13 protein-coding genes are annotated in these 14,584 nt (G+C 61.6%); 7 read left to right on the top strand and 6 right to left on the bottom strand.

The window, feature by feature from the left end; all coding sequences use genetic code 11:
- Positions 1-26: 26 nt before the first annotated feature.
- Together ACR0EZ_RS11435 and moaA are read right to left on the bottom strand one after the other, a co-directional pair.
- Positions 27-1,355, bottom strand: a complete 1,329-nt coding sequence (locus ACR0EZ_RS11435) for a 3-deoxy-D-manno-octulosonic acid transferase (protein ID WP_480613106.1) — start codon at positions 1,353-1,355, stop codon at positions 27-29.
- A gap of 1 nt (position 1,356) precedes the next feature.
- Positions 1,357-2,364 (bottom strand): GTP 3',8-cyclase MoaA, encoded by a 1,008-nt coding sequence (gene moaA / locus ACR0EZ_RS11440; protein ID WP_480613108.1) that lies wholly within the window; start codon positions 2,362-2,364, stop codon positions 1,357-1,359.
- A gap of 90 nt (positions 2,365-2,454) precedes the next feature.
- Between moaA and ACR0EZ_RS11445 the strand changes: the two genes are divergently transcribed.
- Entirely contained in the window at positions 2,455-2,868 is a 414-nt protein-coding gene (locus tag ACR0EZ_RS11445) for a hypothetical protein (protein ID WP_480613110.1), read from the top strand.
- On the opposite strand, the gene ACR0EZ_RS11450 is transcribed toward ACR0EZ_RS11445, so the two are convergent.
- The 3 genes from ACR0EZ_RS11450 to glmU are packed head-to-tail and all read right to left on the bottom strand — an operon-like array spanning position 2,856 to position 6,727.
- On the bottom strand, positions 2,856-3,539 hold the full coding sequence (locus ACR0EZ_RS11450; RefSeq protein ID WP_480613112.1) for a DNA alkylation repair protein: 684 nt from the start codon (positions 3,537-3,539) through the stop codon (positions 2,856-2,858). The genes ACR0EZ_RS11445 and ACR0EZ_RS11450 overlap by 13 nt on opposite strands.
- Before the next feature lie 6 nt (positions 3,540-3,545).
- On the bottom strand, positions 3,546-5,369 hold the full coding sequence (gene glmS, locus ACR0EZ_RS11455) for a glutamine--fructose-6-phosphate transaminase (isomerizing) (protein ID WP_480613114.1): 1,824 nt from the start codon (positions 5,367-5,369) through the stop codon (positions 3,546-3,548).
- 5 nt (positions 5,370-5,374) lie between these two features.
- On the bottom strand, positions 5,375-6,727 hold the full coding sequence (gene glmU, locus ACR0EZ_RS11460) for a bifunctional UDP-N-acetylglucosamine diphosphorylase/glucosamine-1-phosphate N-acetyltransferase GlmU (RefSeq protein ID WP_480613115.1): 1,353 nt from the start codon (positions 6,725-6,727) through the stop codon (positions 5,375-5,377).
- A gap of 134 nt (positions 6,728-6,861) precedes the next feature.
- On the opposite strand from glmU, the gene ACR0EZ_RS11465 reads away from it, so the two are divergent.
- The 3 genes from ACR0EZ_RS11465 (at position 6,862) to ACR0EZ_RS11475 (ending at position 10,081) form a co-directional block, all read left to right on the top strand.
- Positions 6,862-7,533: an HAD-IA family hydrolase gene (locus ACR0EZ_RS11465; protein ID WP_480613117.1), complete on the top strand. Its 672-nt coding sequence runs from the start codon at positions 6,862-6,864 to the stop codon at positions 7,531-7,533.
- 39 nt (positions 7,534-7,572) lie between these two features.
- Positions 7,573-8,763: a DegT/DnrJ/EryC1/StrS family aminotransferase gene (locus tag ACR0EZ_RS11470; protein WP_480613119.1), complete on the top strand. Its 1,191-nt coding sequence runs from the start codon at positions 7,573-7,575 to the stop codon at positions 8,761-8,763.
- Between the two features lie 154 nt (positions 8,764-8,917).
- A complete protein-coding gene (locus ACR0EZ_RS11475; RefSeq protein WP_480613121.1) occupies positions 8,918-10,081 on the top strand; it encodes an isovaleryl-CoA dehydrogenase in 1,164 nt (387 codons plus the stop codon).
- 51 nt (positions 10,082-10,132) lie between these two features.
- Here the strand turns inward: ACR0EZ_RS11475 and ACR0EZ_RS11480 are convergent, their stop codons facing one another.
- The gene (locus ACR0EZ_RS11480) at positions 10,133-10,738 is read right to left on the bottom strand and encodes an OmpW/AlkL family protein (protein WP_480613332.1); all 606 of its coding nucleotides are present in this window, start codon (positions 10,736-10,738) and stop codon (positions 10,133-10,135) included.
- A gap of 137 nt (positions 10,739-10,875) precedes the next feature.
- Between ACR0EZ_RS11480 and ACR0EZ_RS11485 the strand changes: the two genes are divergently transcribed.
- Genes ACR0EZ_RS11485 through ACR0EZ_RS11495 form a run of 3 tightly spaced genes read left to right on the top strand, consistent with a single transcriptional unit; the run spans position 10,876 to position 14,543 of the window.
- Positions 10,876-12,405 carry an AMP-binding protein gene (locus tag ACR0EZ_RS11485; protein WP_480613123.1) on the top strand — a complete coding sequence of 510 codons (1,530 nt, stop codon included), beginning with the start codon at positions 10,876-10,878 and terminating at the stop codon, positions 12,403-12,405.
- A complete protein-coding gene (locus ACR0EZ_RS11490) occupies positions 12,402-12,935 on the top strand; it encodes a lysozyme inhibitor LprI family protein (protein ID WP_480613125.1) in 534 nt (177 codons plus the stop codon). The genes ACR0EZ_RS11485 and ACR0EZ_RS11490 overlap by 4 nt, the downstream gene beginning before the upstream one ends.
- A 3-nt stretch (positions 12,936-12,938) precedes the next feature.
- The gene (locus tag ACR0EZ_RS11495) at positions 12,939-14,543 is read left to right on the top strand and encodes a carboxyl transferase domain-containing protein (protein WP_480613127.1); all 1,605 of its coding nucleotides are present in this window, start codon (positions 12,939-12,941) and stop codon (positions 14,541-14,543) included.
- Positions 14,544-14,584 lie beyond the last annotated feature (41 nt).

The following is a 14,584-nucleotide window of genomic DNA, read 5'->3' on the forward strand; positions in this document are numbered from 1 at the left end:
TCTGCCCCCACACCCCCGGGATATTTTTAGACAGATGAAGTTGGATCCTGCTCTGAAGCGCTCAGGTTGAGCGATGTGCAGAGAGTGGTGATGACCGTGTTGAGCGCGTCTTTTTGAGTGTTGACGCAGGCGCGGGCTGCGTTGCGGGCCTTGGTGAGAGCTGCGTCGCCTGACAGCCAGGTTTGGACTGTGTCTGCGAGCTCCTGCGCTGTGCGGACCTCGGTTGCGCCTCCGATTGCGATCAGGGGGGCGAAGGTTTCGGCGAAGTTGAAATAGCCCGGGCCGGTGATCACGGCAGCCCCGGCCTGTGCCGGTTCGAACGGGTTGTGGCCGCCGATTTCTTTCAGCGAGCCGCCCAGAAAGACGATCGGGCAAAGCGCATACCAGGTGCCGGTTTCCCCGAGCGTGTCGGCGACATAGACTTGGGTGTCAGGGGTTATCTTGACGTTGTCTGACCGGAGGGCAGCAGTCAGTTTGGACTTGCCCAGCAGCGCGGTGATTTCCCCGCGACGCTCGGGGTGGCGGGGGATCAGCAGCAGCAGAAGGTCAGGCCAGCGTTCCAGCAATTGACGGTGTGCCGCCAGAACGGTTTCTTCCTCACCCGCATGGGTCGAACTGGCGATCCAGAGCGGTCTGTCGCCGATCTGGACGCGGATGTCGTCAAGCGTTGTCTGATCCACAGGCAGCGGGTCGGACATCGCCTTGAGATTGGTGCCGGGGTGCACCCGGTCAGGACGCGCGCCCATCGCCACAAGATTGGCGGCGGTTTTGTCGTTCTGCGTCAGGAACAGGCGGAAGCGGTCCAGTATGAAGCGCGCGGTCCTGGGCCGTTTCTTCCAGCCCGCGACGGATTTTTCGGACAGGCGGGCGTTGAGCAGGGCCAGCGGCACGCCGCGCCCGGCGCTTTCGACGATCAGTTGCGGCCAGATCTCGCTTTCGACAAATATCCCGGCGTTGGGTTTCCAGTGGTCCAGGAACCGCTGCACCGGCCCGGCAGAGTCCAGCGGCGGGTATTGGTGGCGTGTGCGGGGCGGCAGGCGTTTTTCGATCAGCGCGGCAGAGGTCGGGGTGCCCGAGGTGATCAGAAACTCGGCGTTTGGCAGCCGCTCGCCCAGCCGTTTGATCAGGCTCAGCACCGACAGGCTTTCGCCGACGCTGGCGGCGTGGAACCAGATCAATTGGCCATCGGGGCGGGGTGTCGTGGCGTGGCCGAGCCGTTCCCGCTGGCGCTCCGGTGAAACACCTGCCGCTTGCAGCTTGTTCCGAACGGTGCGCCACGCCAATGGCGAGGCCACAGCAGTAAGGCCGCAATACAGATGGTAAAGCAGCGTTGGCTGGCCTTCGTGGTCGGCCATGTCAGCCGCCCGTGTGGCTCATGTGGCGGCTCATCTGGCCGTCGACAGCCTGACGGGAATAGTCGAAATCGTGGCCCTTGGGCTTGAGGTTGATCGCGGCGCGGATTGCATCCTCGAGCGGTTGCTCGGTCTCGGGGTGATCGCGCAGGGCGCCGCGCAGATCGGCCATGTCTTCTTGCCCGAGGCACATATAAAGCTCGCCGGTGCAGGTCAGGCGCACGCGGTTGCAGCTTTCGCAGAAATTGTGGCTGAGCGGCGTGATGAAGCCGATCTTCTGACCGGTTTCCTCGAGCCGGACGTAACGGGCGGGACCGCCGGAGCGTTCTGCCAGATCGGTCACGGCATAATGGTTTTCGTATTCCTTGCGCACATCCTTGAGCGACCAGTACTGGTCCAGACGATCCTCGTTGCCGATATCACCCATGGGCATGACCTCGATCCAGGTCAGGTCCATGTCGCGTTCGGCGCACCATTCGGTGATGCGGGGCAGTTCCTCTTCGTTGAAGCCTTTCAGCGCCACCGCGTTGATCTTGATCCGCAACCCAGCCTTTTGCGCCGCATCAATGCCGTTCAGCACCTGTTTCAGGCGGCCCCAGCGGGTGATGTTGGCAAACTTGTCCTCGTCAAGCGTATCCAGCGAGACGTTCACCCGGCGCACCCCGGCGGCATACAGGTCACCGGCGAAACGATGCAGTTGCGAGCCATTTGTTGTCAGCGTCAGTTCCTTCAGCGCGCCGCTGTCCAGATGCCGGGTCATGCTGTTGAAGAACGTCATAATGTTGCGGCGTACAAGCGGCTCGCCGCCGGTAATCCGCAGCTTTTCGACCCCCATCTTCACGAAGGTTGAACACATGCGGTCCAGCTCTTCCAGCGTCAGCAGGTCTTTCTTGGGCAGAAAGGTCATGTTCTCGGACATGCAATACACGCAGCGGAAATCGCAGCGGTCCGTGACGGAGACGCGGAGATAGGTGATGGCACGTGCGAACGGGTCGATAAGCGGAGCAGTCATGCGACATAGGTAAAGCTGGAACCCATCTGCGGCAAGGGCGAACTGCGCTTTGGGCTGGTACAGATGCGTCGAGGACAGTAGGTTTCGGGTATGAGATATGCGTTTGTAGTTCTGGGTGTTTTTGTCGCCGGCTGTGATGCTGTCCGGTCCACCACGGATCGTGTGTTCGGCGGGGATGAAGCCCCTGCCGAAGAAACACCCGTCGCCGCTGAAAGCACGGTGTACACCGAGACTCCGGTCGCCACGGCGGGCTGGGTCGGGGCCAAGAGAACGGTTGCCAGCCTGGGTGATCCGACAACGCCGGGCCGCTGGATGCAAACGCCGCTTGTCGATACCGAAGTGACGGCGCGTGTGGTGGTGCCCCGAACCGGGGCGCAGGCCTATATCACTCTGGTGCCCGAGCGGGGGCCCGAAGGGGGCGGCAGCAGGCTTTCGCTGGATGCGATGCGGGAATTGTTGATACCGTTTGACGAGTTGGTCGAGGTCGAAGTCTACGCCAACTGATCTTTCAGGTATTTGCCGGCCTCGCGGCGGGCGAAGGGCTTCATGGCGTCCCCATGCTCGTCCAGAAACGCGATCACGCGCGCCGGGTCATGCTTGGACAATTCGCGCAGCCACCACGCGACGGCTTTCTGGATGAACCAGTCGCGGTCCGGGACGTATCCTGCCGCCCAACCCAGGATCCGGTCGCGCCGTTGCAGGTCGTCCGGCTTGGGGTGGTTTTGCTTGGTCCAGGGCAGGGTGGCCACCAGCGCGGCGCGGCGGGTCCACATGTGATCGGCCCTTGTCCACTGTTCAACCTGATCCAGACGTGACGGATCGGCTGATAGCCGCTTTTGCATCGCCATACAGGCGTGATCGGCCACGGCCCAGGCATCGAAATCCGGCAGCCAGCTTTGCAGGAGGTCCCAGACCGCCTCATCCGGTCGGATCCGCGCCTGTGTCAGAAGTTTTGTGGAAGCAACGCGGGCTTCGTGGATGTTTGTCTGCCACAGCGCGTCAGCGACGGCCACCCGGTCAGGGATATCAAGCTCCCGACGCCAGGTTTTGGTCAGATCGTTCAGCACTGGATTCGGAACGCCCAGATAGGGGCGGTCGACCTTGTGATAGGCCGCTACCTGCTCGGCACGCTCAGCGTCGGCATGGGCTTTGATCTGATCCAGATAGGCCTGCACGGCAGCTCACTCGACCGTCACGGATTTCGCCAGATTGCGCGGCTGGTCCACATCCGTGCCTTTTGCCACCGCCGTGTGATAGGCCAGCAATTGCGCCGGGACCGAATACAGGATCGGGGCGAGGCTGGTGTGGATATGCGGCATTCGGATCGTGCTCCAGACGCCATCCTCGGCCTCGGCAATGCCGTCATCGTCGGACACAAGGATCACCTTGCCTTTGCGGGCCATCACCTCTTGCATGTTCGAGACCGTCTTGTCGAAGACCGCATCGCGCGGGGCCATGACCACAACCGGCATGTGCTTGTCGATCAGCGCAATGGGGCCATGCTTCAACTCGCCCGAGGCATAGCCTTCGGCGTGGATATAGCTGATTTCCTTGAGTTTCAGCGCGCCTTCCATCGCCAGCGGATACATCAGTCCGCGGCCCAGAAACAGCACATCGCGCGCCTCGGACAGGCGCTGGGCGGCTTTGCGGATGGCGCGGTTCTGATCCAGCGCGGCGTTCAGGACCGAGGGCAGGCCGCGCAGGGCGGCAGCATGATCGGCGATTCCCTCGTCACTCAGCGTGCCACGCTCGGCGGCGGCCTTAAGGGCCAGCATCAGCAAAACGCTCAGCTGGCAGGTGAAGGCCTTGGTCGAGGCGACGCCGATTTCGACGCCCGCATGGATGGGAAGGGCGATGTCGCTTTCCCGCGCGATCGAGCTTTCGGGGACATTGACGACCGAGACGATCTTGTCCGCCTTGCCTTCGCAATAGCGCAAAGCGGCCAGCGTATCGGCGGTTTCGCCGGACTGGCTGACGAACAGGGCCAGCGTCCGGTCGGTGATCGGCGGTTCGCGATAGCGGAATTCGCTGGCGATATCGACCTCGACCGGCATTTTCGCCAGTTGTTCGAACCAGTATTTCGCGGTCAGGCAGGCGTAGAACGCCGTGCCGCAGGCCACCATTGTCAGGCGGTCGAGCTTGGTGAAATCCAGATCAGTATCCGGCAGAACCACACGGTCGCTGCCGGTGGGCAGATAGGACCGGATCGCCTCGGCCACCACCACGGGCTGCTCGGCGATTTCCTTGGCCATGAAATGCTTGTGCTCGCCCTTATCGGCGCGCGCGTGATCCAGCTTGATCTTGCGCTTCTCGCGATTGGCCAATTCACCCGCTTCGTTGCGGATTTCCAGCGAGGTGCGGGTCAGAACGGCGCGGTCGCCCTCTCCAAGGTACGTGATCTGATTGGTTAGCGGGGCCAGAGCGATGGCGTCAGAGCCCACATACATCTCACCCTCTCCATGACCGATGGCCAGCGGCGAACCCTTGCGTGCTGCCACGATCAGGTCGTCCTGACCATCGAACAGGAACGCCAGCGCAAAGGCGCCTTCCAACTTGTCGAGCGTCTTGAAGGCGGCCTCGACCGGCGACAGGCCGGTTTTCATATAATGCTCGGTCATTAGGGCGACGGTTTCAGTGTCCGTTTCGGTCTGAAATCCGACCCCGTGTTCCGCCAGTTCAGCACGCAGTTCGCGGTAATTCTCGACAATCCCGTTGTGAACCACGGCCACCGGCCCCGCCTTGTGCGGGTGCGCGTTGGTGACGGATGGCGCGCCATGGGTGGCCCAGCGGGTGTGCCCGATCCCGGATTTTCCGGGCAGCGGGTCATGCACCAGCAGGTCGCTGAGGTTCACCAGCTTGCCAACGGCCCGCCTGCGCCCCAGCGCGCCGTCATTGACAGTTGCGATCCCCGCGCTGTCATATCCGCGATATTCCAGCCGCTTCAGCGCCTCGACCAGAATGGGGGCGGCCTCGTGCTGCCCCAATACGCCAACAATTCCACACATGGTTCTCAGGCTCCTTTGTCGCGGCGAGCCTTTTTCGCCCTCAACATATCAAACAATTTACGCGCATAACCCGGTTTGTTTTCCTGTTTGGCGCGGGCCACGGCCAAGGCATCGGGTTCCACATCCTTGGTCACAACGGTTCCGGTCGCCGTCATCGCGCCGTCGCCCAGCGTCACCGGTGCGACCAGCATCGTGTTCGACCCGATAAAGACGTTGTCCCCGATCACCGTGCGGTGCTTCATCACGCCATCGTAGTTACAGGTGATCGTACCCGCCCCGATATTCGTCGCAGCCCCGACCGAGGCATCGCCGATATAGGTCAGGTGGTTGACCTTCGCGCCCTCGGCGATTTCGGCATTTTTGATTTCCACGAAATTACCGATGCGCGCGTTTTCTGCCAGTTCCGCGCCGGGGCGCAGGCGGGCATAGGGGCCGACAATGGCGCCTCGGCTGACATGACAGCCCTCCAGATGCGAAAACGCCCGGATCGTTGCGCCGCTTTCAACGGTGACGCCGGGGCCGAAGACCACGTTGGGCTCGATCACAGTATCCCGTCCGATTACCGTGTCCGCCGCCAGATAGACCGTGTCGGGGTCCATCAGTGTCACGCCCAGATTCAACAGCTCCGCTCGCGAGCGGTTCTGGAACACCTTGTCCGCCGCAGCCAGATCGGTGCGGGAGTTTATGCCCAGCGTCTGAGCCTCGTCACAGGCGACGGCCGTGACGTTCAGGCCCCGGTCACGGGCGATTTCCACGACATCTGTCAGGTAGTACTCGCCCGCCGCATTGTCGTTCTCAACCGCGTCGATGAGCGACATAAGTACCAGCGCGTCACAGGCCAAAAGGCCTGAGTTACAGAAGGTTATGGTGCGCTGTTCATCCGTGGCGTCCTTGAACTCGACGATACGTTCCAGCACGTCGCCATTCATCACAAGACGACCGTAGCGCGCGGGATCGGCAGCTTCGAACCCCAGGATGACCAGATCGTTCGCGGCCCGGGCTTCGATCATTCGTTCCAGAGTGTCGGGCTGCAGAAAGGGCGTGTCGCCATAAAGGACAACGACGTCGCCCGTGAACCCCTCCAGCGCATCCCGCGCCTGTGCGACCGCGTGTGCGGTGCCCAACTGCTCTTCCTGCACGGCGATCTGCGCGGTTTCGTCTTCGGCTTGCGCAACCTTTGCCACCGCCTCGGACCCGTGGCCGGTGACGATCACGGTGCGCTCGGGCGACAGGACGGAACCGGCGCGCATCGCGTGCACCAGCATCGGGGCCTGGGCGATGGGATGCAGGACTTTTGGGATATCCGAATTCATCCTGGTGCCTTTTCCGGCGGCAAGGATGACAAGGGCAGTGGTCATGAAATCGTTTTCTCTTTGTGTTTTGTTGCCGTCCGTTTTATCCGCTGGGGGCAAAGGCGCAAGCGGTTCGGGCATCAAACAAGATTGCCGTTTGCAACATCTTATGGCGGGAACCTGCCGAGCAAGGAGGCAAAATGCGCACGGTCATCTTCGATCTGGACGGCACATTGGCGGATACATCCGGCGATTTGCTCGAGGCCGCGAACCATTGTTTCCGCCATATGGGCCATGGCGACGTGCTGGTTCACGGGCAGGATTCCGGGGTTGCCTTGCGCGGCGGGCGGATGATGTTGATGCATGGTCTGAAGCGGGTCGGCGACTATGACGAGCAGACGGTTCTGTCATACTATCCGATGCTGCTTGAGGCTTATTCGCAGGCCATCGACACCCACACGGAATTCTATCCCGGTGCGATGGGCGCGGTTGAGGCTTTGAAGTCCGCAGGATACGGCGTGGGGATTTGCACCAACAAGCCCGAGGCGCTGGCGGATCAACTGCTGACGCAGATGGGCGTGCGCAATCAGTTTGCGTCGCTCGTGGGGGCCGACACGCTACCGGTGCGCAAGCCCGACCCCGAACCCCTGCGCGAAGCTGCGCGCCGGGCCGGCGGGCATCCGGACCTGTGCGTGCTGATCGGCGATTCCGATACAGACCGCAATACCGCCCGCGCAGCGGGTGTGCCCTCGGTACTGGTGACATTTGGCCCGTCGGGTGCCGACATGGCCGCGCTGGAACCCGAGGCGCTGCTGCATCACTTCGACGATTTGCCACAAGTGATCACCGGGTTGATCGGTGCGGCTGCATGATCCCTTGACCCGGACGGGATGGAGCCCCAGAACAAGCCTATGACCGAGACATTCACTGGCAGCTTTACCCAACAGGAACCCATCCCCGACGAGGCGATCGAGGCCGCTTTGGCCGTTTTGCGCCACGGACGGTTGCATCGCTATAACGTCGCCCCGGGGGAATTGGGCGAAACCGCGTTGCTGGAACAGGAATTTGCCGCCCAGATGGGGGCGAAATACTGTCTGGCGGTGTCGTCGGGGGGCTATGCGCTGGCCACCGCTTTGCGGGCCGTCGGGGTGCAGCCGGGCGATCCGGTTCTGACCAACGCCTTCACCCTTGCGCCGGTGCCGGGGTCCATCGCTTCGGTCGGGGGTAGGCCGGTCTTTGTTGGCGTGACGGAAAGTCTGACCATCGATCTGGACGATCTGGAGGCAAAAATTGATCAGGCGCAGGTCCTGATGCTGAGCCATATGCGCGGGCATCTGTGCGACATGGATCGGCTGATGCAGATATGCGACGATGCCGGAGTGATCGTAATCGAGGACTGCGCCCACACGATGGGGGCCGCGTGGCACGGGCAACTGTCAGGGCGGCAGGGGGCTATCGGGTGCTATTCCTGCCAGACCTACAAACATGTCAATTCGGGCGAGGGCGGTCTGCTGATCACCGATGACGAGGAGCTGGCCGCAAAGGCGACGATGCTGTCCGGCTCTTATATGTTGTACGAGCGCCATCTGGCCGCTCCGGGACCAGAAGTGTTTGAGCGGATCAAATACACCACGCCCAACGTTTCGGGCCGCATGGACAATCTGCGGGCGGCGATCCTGCGTCCTCAGTTGCGTGATCTCGATCGGCAGGTCGAACGCTGGAACGAGCGCTATGCAGAGATCGAACAGGGGCTGCGTGACACGCCCGGTCTGACCGTTGTGGCGCGGCCCGAGGCGGAGACGTTTGTCGGCTCATCGATCCAGTTCCTGCTGCTGGACTGGTCGCCCGAGCGGATCGACGATGTGATCAAACGCTGCGCGGCCCGTGGGGTCGAGCTGAAATGGTTCGGCGGGGCCGAGCCGACCGGCTTCACCTCGCGCTACGACAGTTGGCGTTACGCGGACAGCGCGCCCATGCCCGCAAGCGACCGCATTCTGACGGCGATCATGGATATGCGGGTGCCGCTGACCTTTTCGCTTGAGGATTGCCGGCTTATCGCCCGCATCATTCGCGCCGAGGTGGGCGCGGTCTATCAGTCGTAATCCAGCGGAGTGCGCCTGCGGCGCACGCATGATGAGCAAAAGCCGCCCTTTCGGGGCGGCTTTTTCGATTTTGTAACGCTCATTGACCGACTCGGACTGCGCTGGTATCTAGTTATTGAACACTTGTTCATTAATTTCGAAAAGGGAGGCGCGGATGTTCACAGCGGTGATGCAATTCGATGTTGGGGAAGACGTGAACGCGCTGCGCGAGATGGTGCACCGCTGGGCACAGGAACGGGTCAAGCCGATGGCGGCTGAAGTCGATAAATCCAACGCGTTTCCCAATGAGCTTTGGCGTGAAATGGGAGATCTGGGCCTGCTGGGTGTCACGGTGCCCGAAGAATATGGCGGCGCGGGCATGTCTTATCTGGCGCACACAATCGCGGTTGAGGAGGTGGCGCGGGCCTCGGCTTCTGTGTCCTTGTCTTACGGCGCGCATTCGAATCTCTGCGTGAACCAGATCAAGCTGAACGGCACGCAAGCGCAGAAGGAAAAGTACCTGCCCCGTCTGATCTCGGGCGAGCATGTGGGGGCTTTGGCGATGTCCGAACCCTCGGCGGGGTCTGACGTGGTGTCGATGAAACTGCGGGCGGAAAAGCGCAATGATCACTACCGCCTGAACGGCAACAAATACTGGATCACCAACGGGCCGGATGCTGACACTCTGGTAGTGTACGCCAAGACCGACCCCGACGCCGGGTCGCGGGGGATCACGGCGTTTCTGATCGAAAAAGAGATGACCGGGTTTTCCACCTCACCCCATTTCGACAAGCTGGGGATGCGCGGATCGAACACGGCCGAGCTGATTTTCGAAGATGTTGAAGTGCCGTTCGAAAACGTGCTTGGGGAAGAGGGCAAGGGCGTCGCCGTTCTGATGTCCGGGCTGGATTACGAACGCGTGGTTCTGGCCGGGATTGGCATCGGTATCATGGCGGCGTGTCTTGATGAGGTCATGCCGTATCTGGCCGAGCGCAAGCAGTTCGGTCAGCCCATCGGCAATTTCCAACTGATGCAGGGCAAGATCGCGGACATGTACACCGCGATGAACTCGGCCCGGGCCTATGTGTACGAGGTCGCCAAGGCCTGCGACCGGGGCGATGTGACCCGTCAGGATGCGGCGGCGTGTTGCCTTTATGCGTCCGAGGCGGCGATGACGCAGGCGCATCAGGCGGTACAGGCGATGGGCGGGGCCGGGTTTCTGGCCGATGCCCCGGTCAGCCGGATTTTCCGCGATGCCAAGCTGATGGAAATCGGCGCAGGCACTAGCGAGATTCGCCGGATGCTGATCGGCCGGGAATTGATGAGCGAAATGCTCTGACAAAAACGCCCCGCGGTCGAGGGAAATCCGCGGGGCGTTTCACACGAGGGATCAGAAGCGATGGACGTAGGATACGCCGACCAGCCACGGATCGATCTCGGCAGTGCCGATGTCGGCACCGTTCAGCTTGACGTCCGAGTCGATGTCGAACCAGCGGACGTTCAGACGCACAGCGCCGTTTTCGGTGACCTGGTAATCCAGACCGGCCTGCAGCGCGATGCCGAAGGATTTGTCGAGTTCCAGATCGCCCAGCGGGGATTTCTCGTCAAAGAAGATCGTGTAGTTCAGGCCCGCACCGACATAGGGCTTCCACGCGCTGTTTGTCGGGAAGTGATAGTTCAGCGACAGGGTCGGCGGCAGGTGATCGACGCTGCCCGCGTCAACGCTGCCACCCAGCTTTATGTCGTGGGTGTAGGGAGTCGAGGCCAGCAGTTCGATCCCGAGATTGTCGCGGATGAAGTATTCGACGGTGAAAATCGGGCGGGTGTCCGCGTCAATGTCGGCGTCGAGCCCGGCAAGGGTTCCGTTGTCGGATTTCGGGTCCAGATAGCCGACACCGACACCGACGGTCCAATCACCCTGCGATTGGGCGAGTGCGGGTGCGGCCAGTGCAGCCAATGCGGCGGACAGGGTCAAAGCGGCGAGTTGCTTGGTCATATTCATGCCTTTGCTTCTGTTGATGCTCCTGATTTCGCAGGGGCAGGGCGGGTACACTCTGATCTGCATCAAATTCAGGTCAGGTGTTCGCGGCGCGCGTTCATCGGGAAGATGCTGGAAAACAAGGGAAATCCGTGATGTCGGGCGCTGGACGCATACCGGGTTTGCACCCTGATGGCGGCTGGGACATTCCGGACCGGCTGAACATGGCGCGGCAATGTCTGGATCATGCGTCTGACAAGGTGGCGCTGATCGATCTGACCGGGGATTCGGCGCGCAGCGTTACCTACGCAGAACTCACCCCGATGGTGGACGGGATAGCCCGTGTGCTGTTGGCCAAATCACAGCCGGGGGACCGGATCGGCGTGCTGCTCAGCCAGTCCCCATGGTGTGCGGCGGCGCATCTGGCGATCTGGAAGATCGGCGCGATATCGGTGCCTCTGTTCAAGCTGTTCAAGCGGGATGCGCTGGCCTCTCGCGTCGGTGACGCAGGCGCGGGGCTGGTGCTGACCGACGCCGAGGGCGCGGCGTTGCTGGGCGATCTGGCCGAGCCGCTGATGGCGGATGAGATCGGTCAACAGGGTGCCCCCGTGCCTTACGCTGACACCGGCCCCGAGGACCCGGCGGTGCTGATCTACACCTCGGGTACCACCGGCAGCCCCAAGGGCGCGTTGCACGGCCATCGGGTTCTGACCGGCCACCTGCCCGGCGTTTCGATCAGCCACAACCATCTGCGTCCGGACGATTGTCTGTGGACACCCGCTGACTGGGCCTGGATCGGAGGCCTTTTCGATGTGCTGATGCCGGGTTTGGCGCTGGGCATTCCGGTTGTTGCCGCACGGTTGGAAAAGTTCTCGCCCGAAGCCTGTGTCGATATCATCATGCGGGGCGGGGTGCGGAACGTGTTCTTTCCACCGACGGCGCTGCGAATGCTCAAGGCAGCGGATCAGTCGATCCCCGGTCTGCGCTCTGTCGCGTCAGGTGGTGAGCCTTTGGGGGCCGAGATGCTGGCCTGGGGGCAGCAGGCATTTGGCCTGACGATCAACGAGTTCTACGGCCAGACCGAATGCAACATGGTCGTGTCCTCCTGCGCGCAGGATTTCCCGGTGCGCCCCGGCTGCATCGGCAAACCGGTACCGGGGCATGAGGTTGCGGTGATTGATGAGGATGGTCAGCCGACTGATCAAGAGGGCGACGTGGCGATCCGGCGCGGCTCGGCCTCGATGCTGCTGGAATACTGGAACCGGCCCGAGGCGACCGCCGAAAAGTTCCGCAGCGACTGGCTGATCACCGGTGATCGCGGCGTGTGGGAGGGCGATTATCTGCGTTTCGTGGGCCGGGACGACGATGTGATCACCTCAGCTGGTTACCGCATTGGCCCGGCAGAGATCGAGGATTGCCTGCTGACCCATCCGGCGGTGGCAACCGTGGGCGTGGTCGGCAAGCCCGATCCGCTGCGGACCGAGATCGTCAAGGCCTATGTGGTGTTGAAGCCGGGGGCCAAGGTGACGGGCGCGGAGTTGCAGGATTGGGTCAAGGACCGTCTGGCGCAGTATTCTTATCCGCGTGAGGTGGCGTTTCTGGAGGAACTGCCGATGACGGTGACGGGGAAGGTTATTCGGAAGGAACTGAAGGCGCGAGCCGAAAATGAAAGGCATGTTTTGTGAATTTATCTATTAAAAATCATACTTGCGCAATTTTTCTACTTTTCTCCTTTGCAATGCCGACGGCATCCAAGGCCGAAGAACCCGTTGGTCAGCAAGTTGTCGACGATGCTCAACTCATTGAAAAGTGTTTGAACCGCATTGACCCGGCTCCGAGCAATCCGCCAACAATGTCTTATGGTCATTGCGAAAATTTGGTGGAAAATGCTTGCTATCAAGCCGCAGAATACAAAGACGACCCCACTTGGCGTCGTTGTTTGGTGAGAGAAACTGAGGCATTTCATTACATAGCGGCAAGAGCGTTGGAAGAAGCCGTACAATCTACGAGCAATCCAGACGTCGGGGAGCGCCTTGTGCGGTCGCAAGAGATTTGGGAGGATTTTCGTGACACGCACTGCCGAACGTTAGCTGACCGATATGCCAGCGACAGTTTCTTCTCCTCTGCCCTCGCCATCTGTGAATTGAAAATGACGTCTGACAGAGCTGTGTTTCTCAGGGGATATTCTCTTGATTATTACGTGGAAAGGTACTGAGGGATGAAACTCACGTCCAAAACCATTCCCGCCTCCGAGGGCTTCAAAGCAAATCGCTCGGCCCATCTGGACGCGCTGGCGCAAATCTCTGCCGCTGCCGAAGCGGCCCGCATAGGCGGTGGTGAGAAATCCCGCGCGCGGCATGAATCTCGGGGCAAGATGCTTCCCCGCCGTCGGGTGGCGAATTTGCTGGACCCGGGGTCTCCGTTTTTGGAAATCGGCGCGACGGCGGCGCATGGGATGTATGGCGATGCCGCGCCGTGCGCCGGAGTCATCGCGGGGATTGGTCGGGTGCAGGGCCGTGAGGTCATGGTGGTGTGCAACGATGCCACTGTGAAAGGCGGCACCTATTACCCTCTGACAGTCAAGAAACACCTCCGCGCGCAGGAGATTGCCGAGGAAAACCATCTGCCCTGCATTTATCTGGTCGATAGCGGCGGCGCGAACCTGCCCAATCAGGATGAGGTCTTCCCCGATCGCGACCACTTTGGCCGTATCTTCTTCAATCAGGCGCGGATGAGCGCTAAGGGCATCCCTCAGATCGCGGTGGTGATGGGGTCTTGTACGGCGGGCGGGGCATATGTGCCTGCGATGTCCGATGTGACGATTATCGTTAAGGAACAAGGGACGATCTTTCTGGCCGGGCCGCCCTTGGTCAAGGCCGCGACCGGAGAGGTTGTCAGCGCCGAGGATCTGGGCGGCGGTGACGTGCACACGCGCCTGTCCGGTGTGGCGGATTATCTGGCCGAGGATGATGCCCATGCGCTGGCCCTGGCGCGTCGCGCGGTCGGGTCGCTGAACCTGCGCAAACCGCAAACGGTCGATTGGGCCAGCCCCGAGGACCCGGCCTATGACCCCGAAGAAATCCTGGGCGTTGTCCCTGCCGATCTGCGCACGCCCTATGACATCCGCGAGGTGATTGCGCGGCTGGTCGATGGATCGCGCTTCGATGAGTTCAAGCCCCGGTTCGGTGAAACACTGGTGACCGGCTTCGCCCATGTCAAAGGCTGCCCGGTCGGGATCATCGCCAATAACGGCGTCCTGTTTTCCGAGGCCGCGCAAAAGGGTGCGCATTTTGTCGAGCTGTGTTCGCAGCGTCGCATCCCGTTGGTTTTCCTGCAGAATATCACCGGATTCATGGTTGGTCGCAAATACGAAAACGAAGGCATCGCGCGGCACGGGGCCAAGATGGTGACGGCGGTGGCGACGACCTCGGTGCCCAAGATCACCATGCTTGTCGGAGGGTCTTTCGGCGCCGGGAACTATGGCATGGCCGGTCGCGCGTACCAGCCGCGGTTCCTGTGGACCTGGCCGAACTCGCGGATTTCCGTGATGGGCGGAGAGCAGGCGGCGGGTGTGTTGGCCACCGTCAAACGCGACGGGATTGAGCGTCAGGGCGGCACATGGTCCGCCGAGGAAGAAGCAGAGTTCAAACGCCCAACGCTACAGATGTTCGAGGAACAATCGCACCCGCTTTATGCCTCGGCCCGGCTGTGGGACGACGGCATCATAGACCCGCGCAAATCCCGCGATGTTCTGGCCTTGTCGTTGAGAGCTGCGTTGAACGCCCCGATTGAAGAGACGCGTTTCGGCGTGTTCAGGATGTGACGATGGCTAAGAGTATTCGCCGAAAATTCTCGGGCGGCAAC

The organism is Ruegeria sp. AK4 (assembly GCF_056541025.1).

Excerpts from the sequence above, each read along its gene's own strand:
- ACR0EZ_RS11435 (WP_480613106.1), bottom strand. The coding sequence starts at position 1,355 with ATGGCCGACCACGAAGGCCAGCCAACGCTGCTTTACCATCTGTATTGC.
- moaA (WP_480613108.1), bottom strand. The coding sequence starts at position 2,364 with ATGACTGCTCCGCTTATCGACCCGTTCGCACGTGCCATCACCTATCTC.
- ACR0EZ_RS11445 (WP_480613110.1), top strand. The coding sequence starts at position 2,455 with ATGAGATATGCGTTTGTAGTTCTGGGTGTTTTTGTCGCCGGCTGTGAT.
- glmS (WP_480613114.1), bottom strand. The coding sequence starts at position 5,369 with ATGTGTGGAATTGTTGGCGTATTGGGGCAGCACGAGGCCGCCCCCATT.
- glmU (WP_480613115.1), bottom strand. The coding sequence starts at position 6,727 with ATGACCACTGCCCTTGTCATCCTTGCCGCCGGAAAAGGCACCAGGATG.
- ACR0EZ_RS11465 (WP_480613117.1), top strand. The coding sequence starts at position 6,862 with ATGCGCACGGTCATCTTCGATCTGGACGGCACATTGGCGGATACATCC.
- ACR0EZ_RS11470 (WP_480613119.1), top strand. The coding sequence starts at position 7,573 with ATGACCGAGACATTCACTGGCAGCTTTACCCAACAGGAACCCATCCCC.
- ACR0EZ_RS11475 (WP_480613121.1), top strand. The coding sequence starts at position 8,918 with ATGTTCACAGCGGTGATGCAATTCGATGTTGGGGAAGACGTGAACGCG.
- ACR0EZ_RS11480 (WP_480613332.1), bottom strand. The coding sequence starts at position 10,738 with ATGACCAAGCAACTCGCCGCTTTGACCCTGTCCGCCGCATTGGCTGCA.
- ACR0EZ_RS11485 (WP_480613123.1), top strand. The coding sequence starts at position 10,876 with ATGTCGGGCGCTGGACGCATACCGGGTTTGCACCCTGATGGCGGCTGG.
- ACR0EZ_RS11495 (WP_480613127.1), top strand. The coding sequence starts at position 12,939 with ATGAAACTCACGTCCAAAACCATTCCCGCCTCCGAGGGCTTCAAAGCA.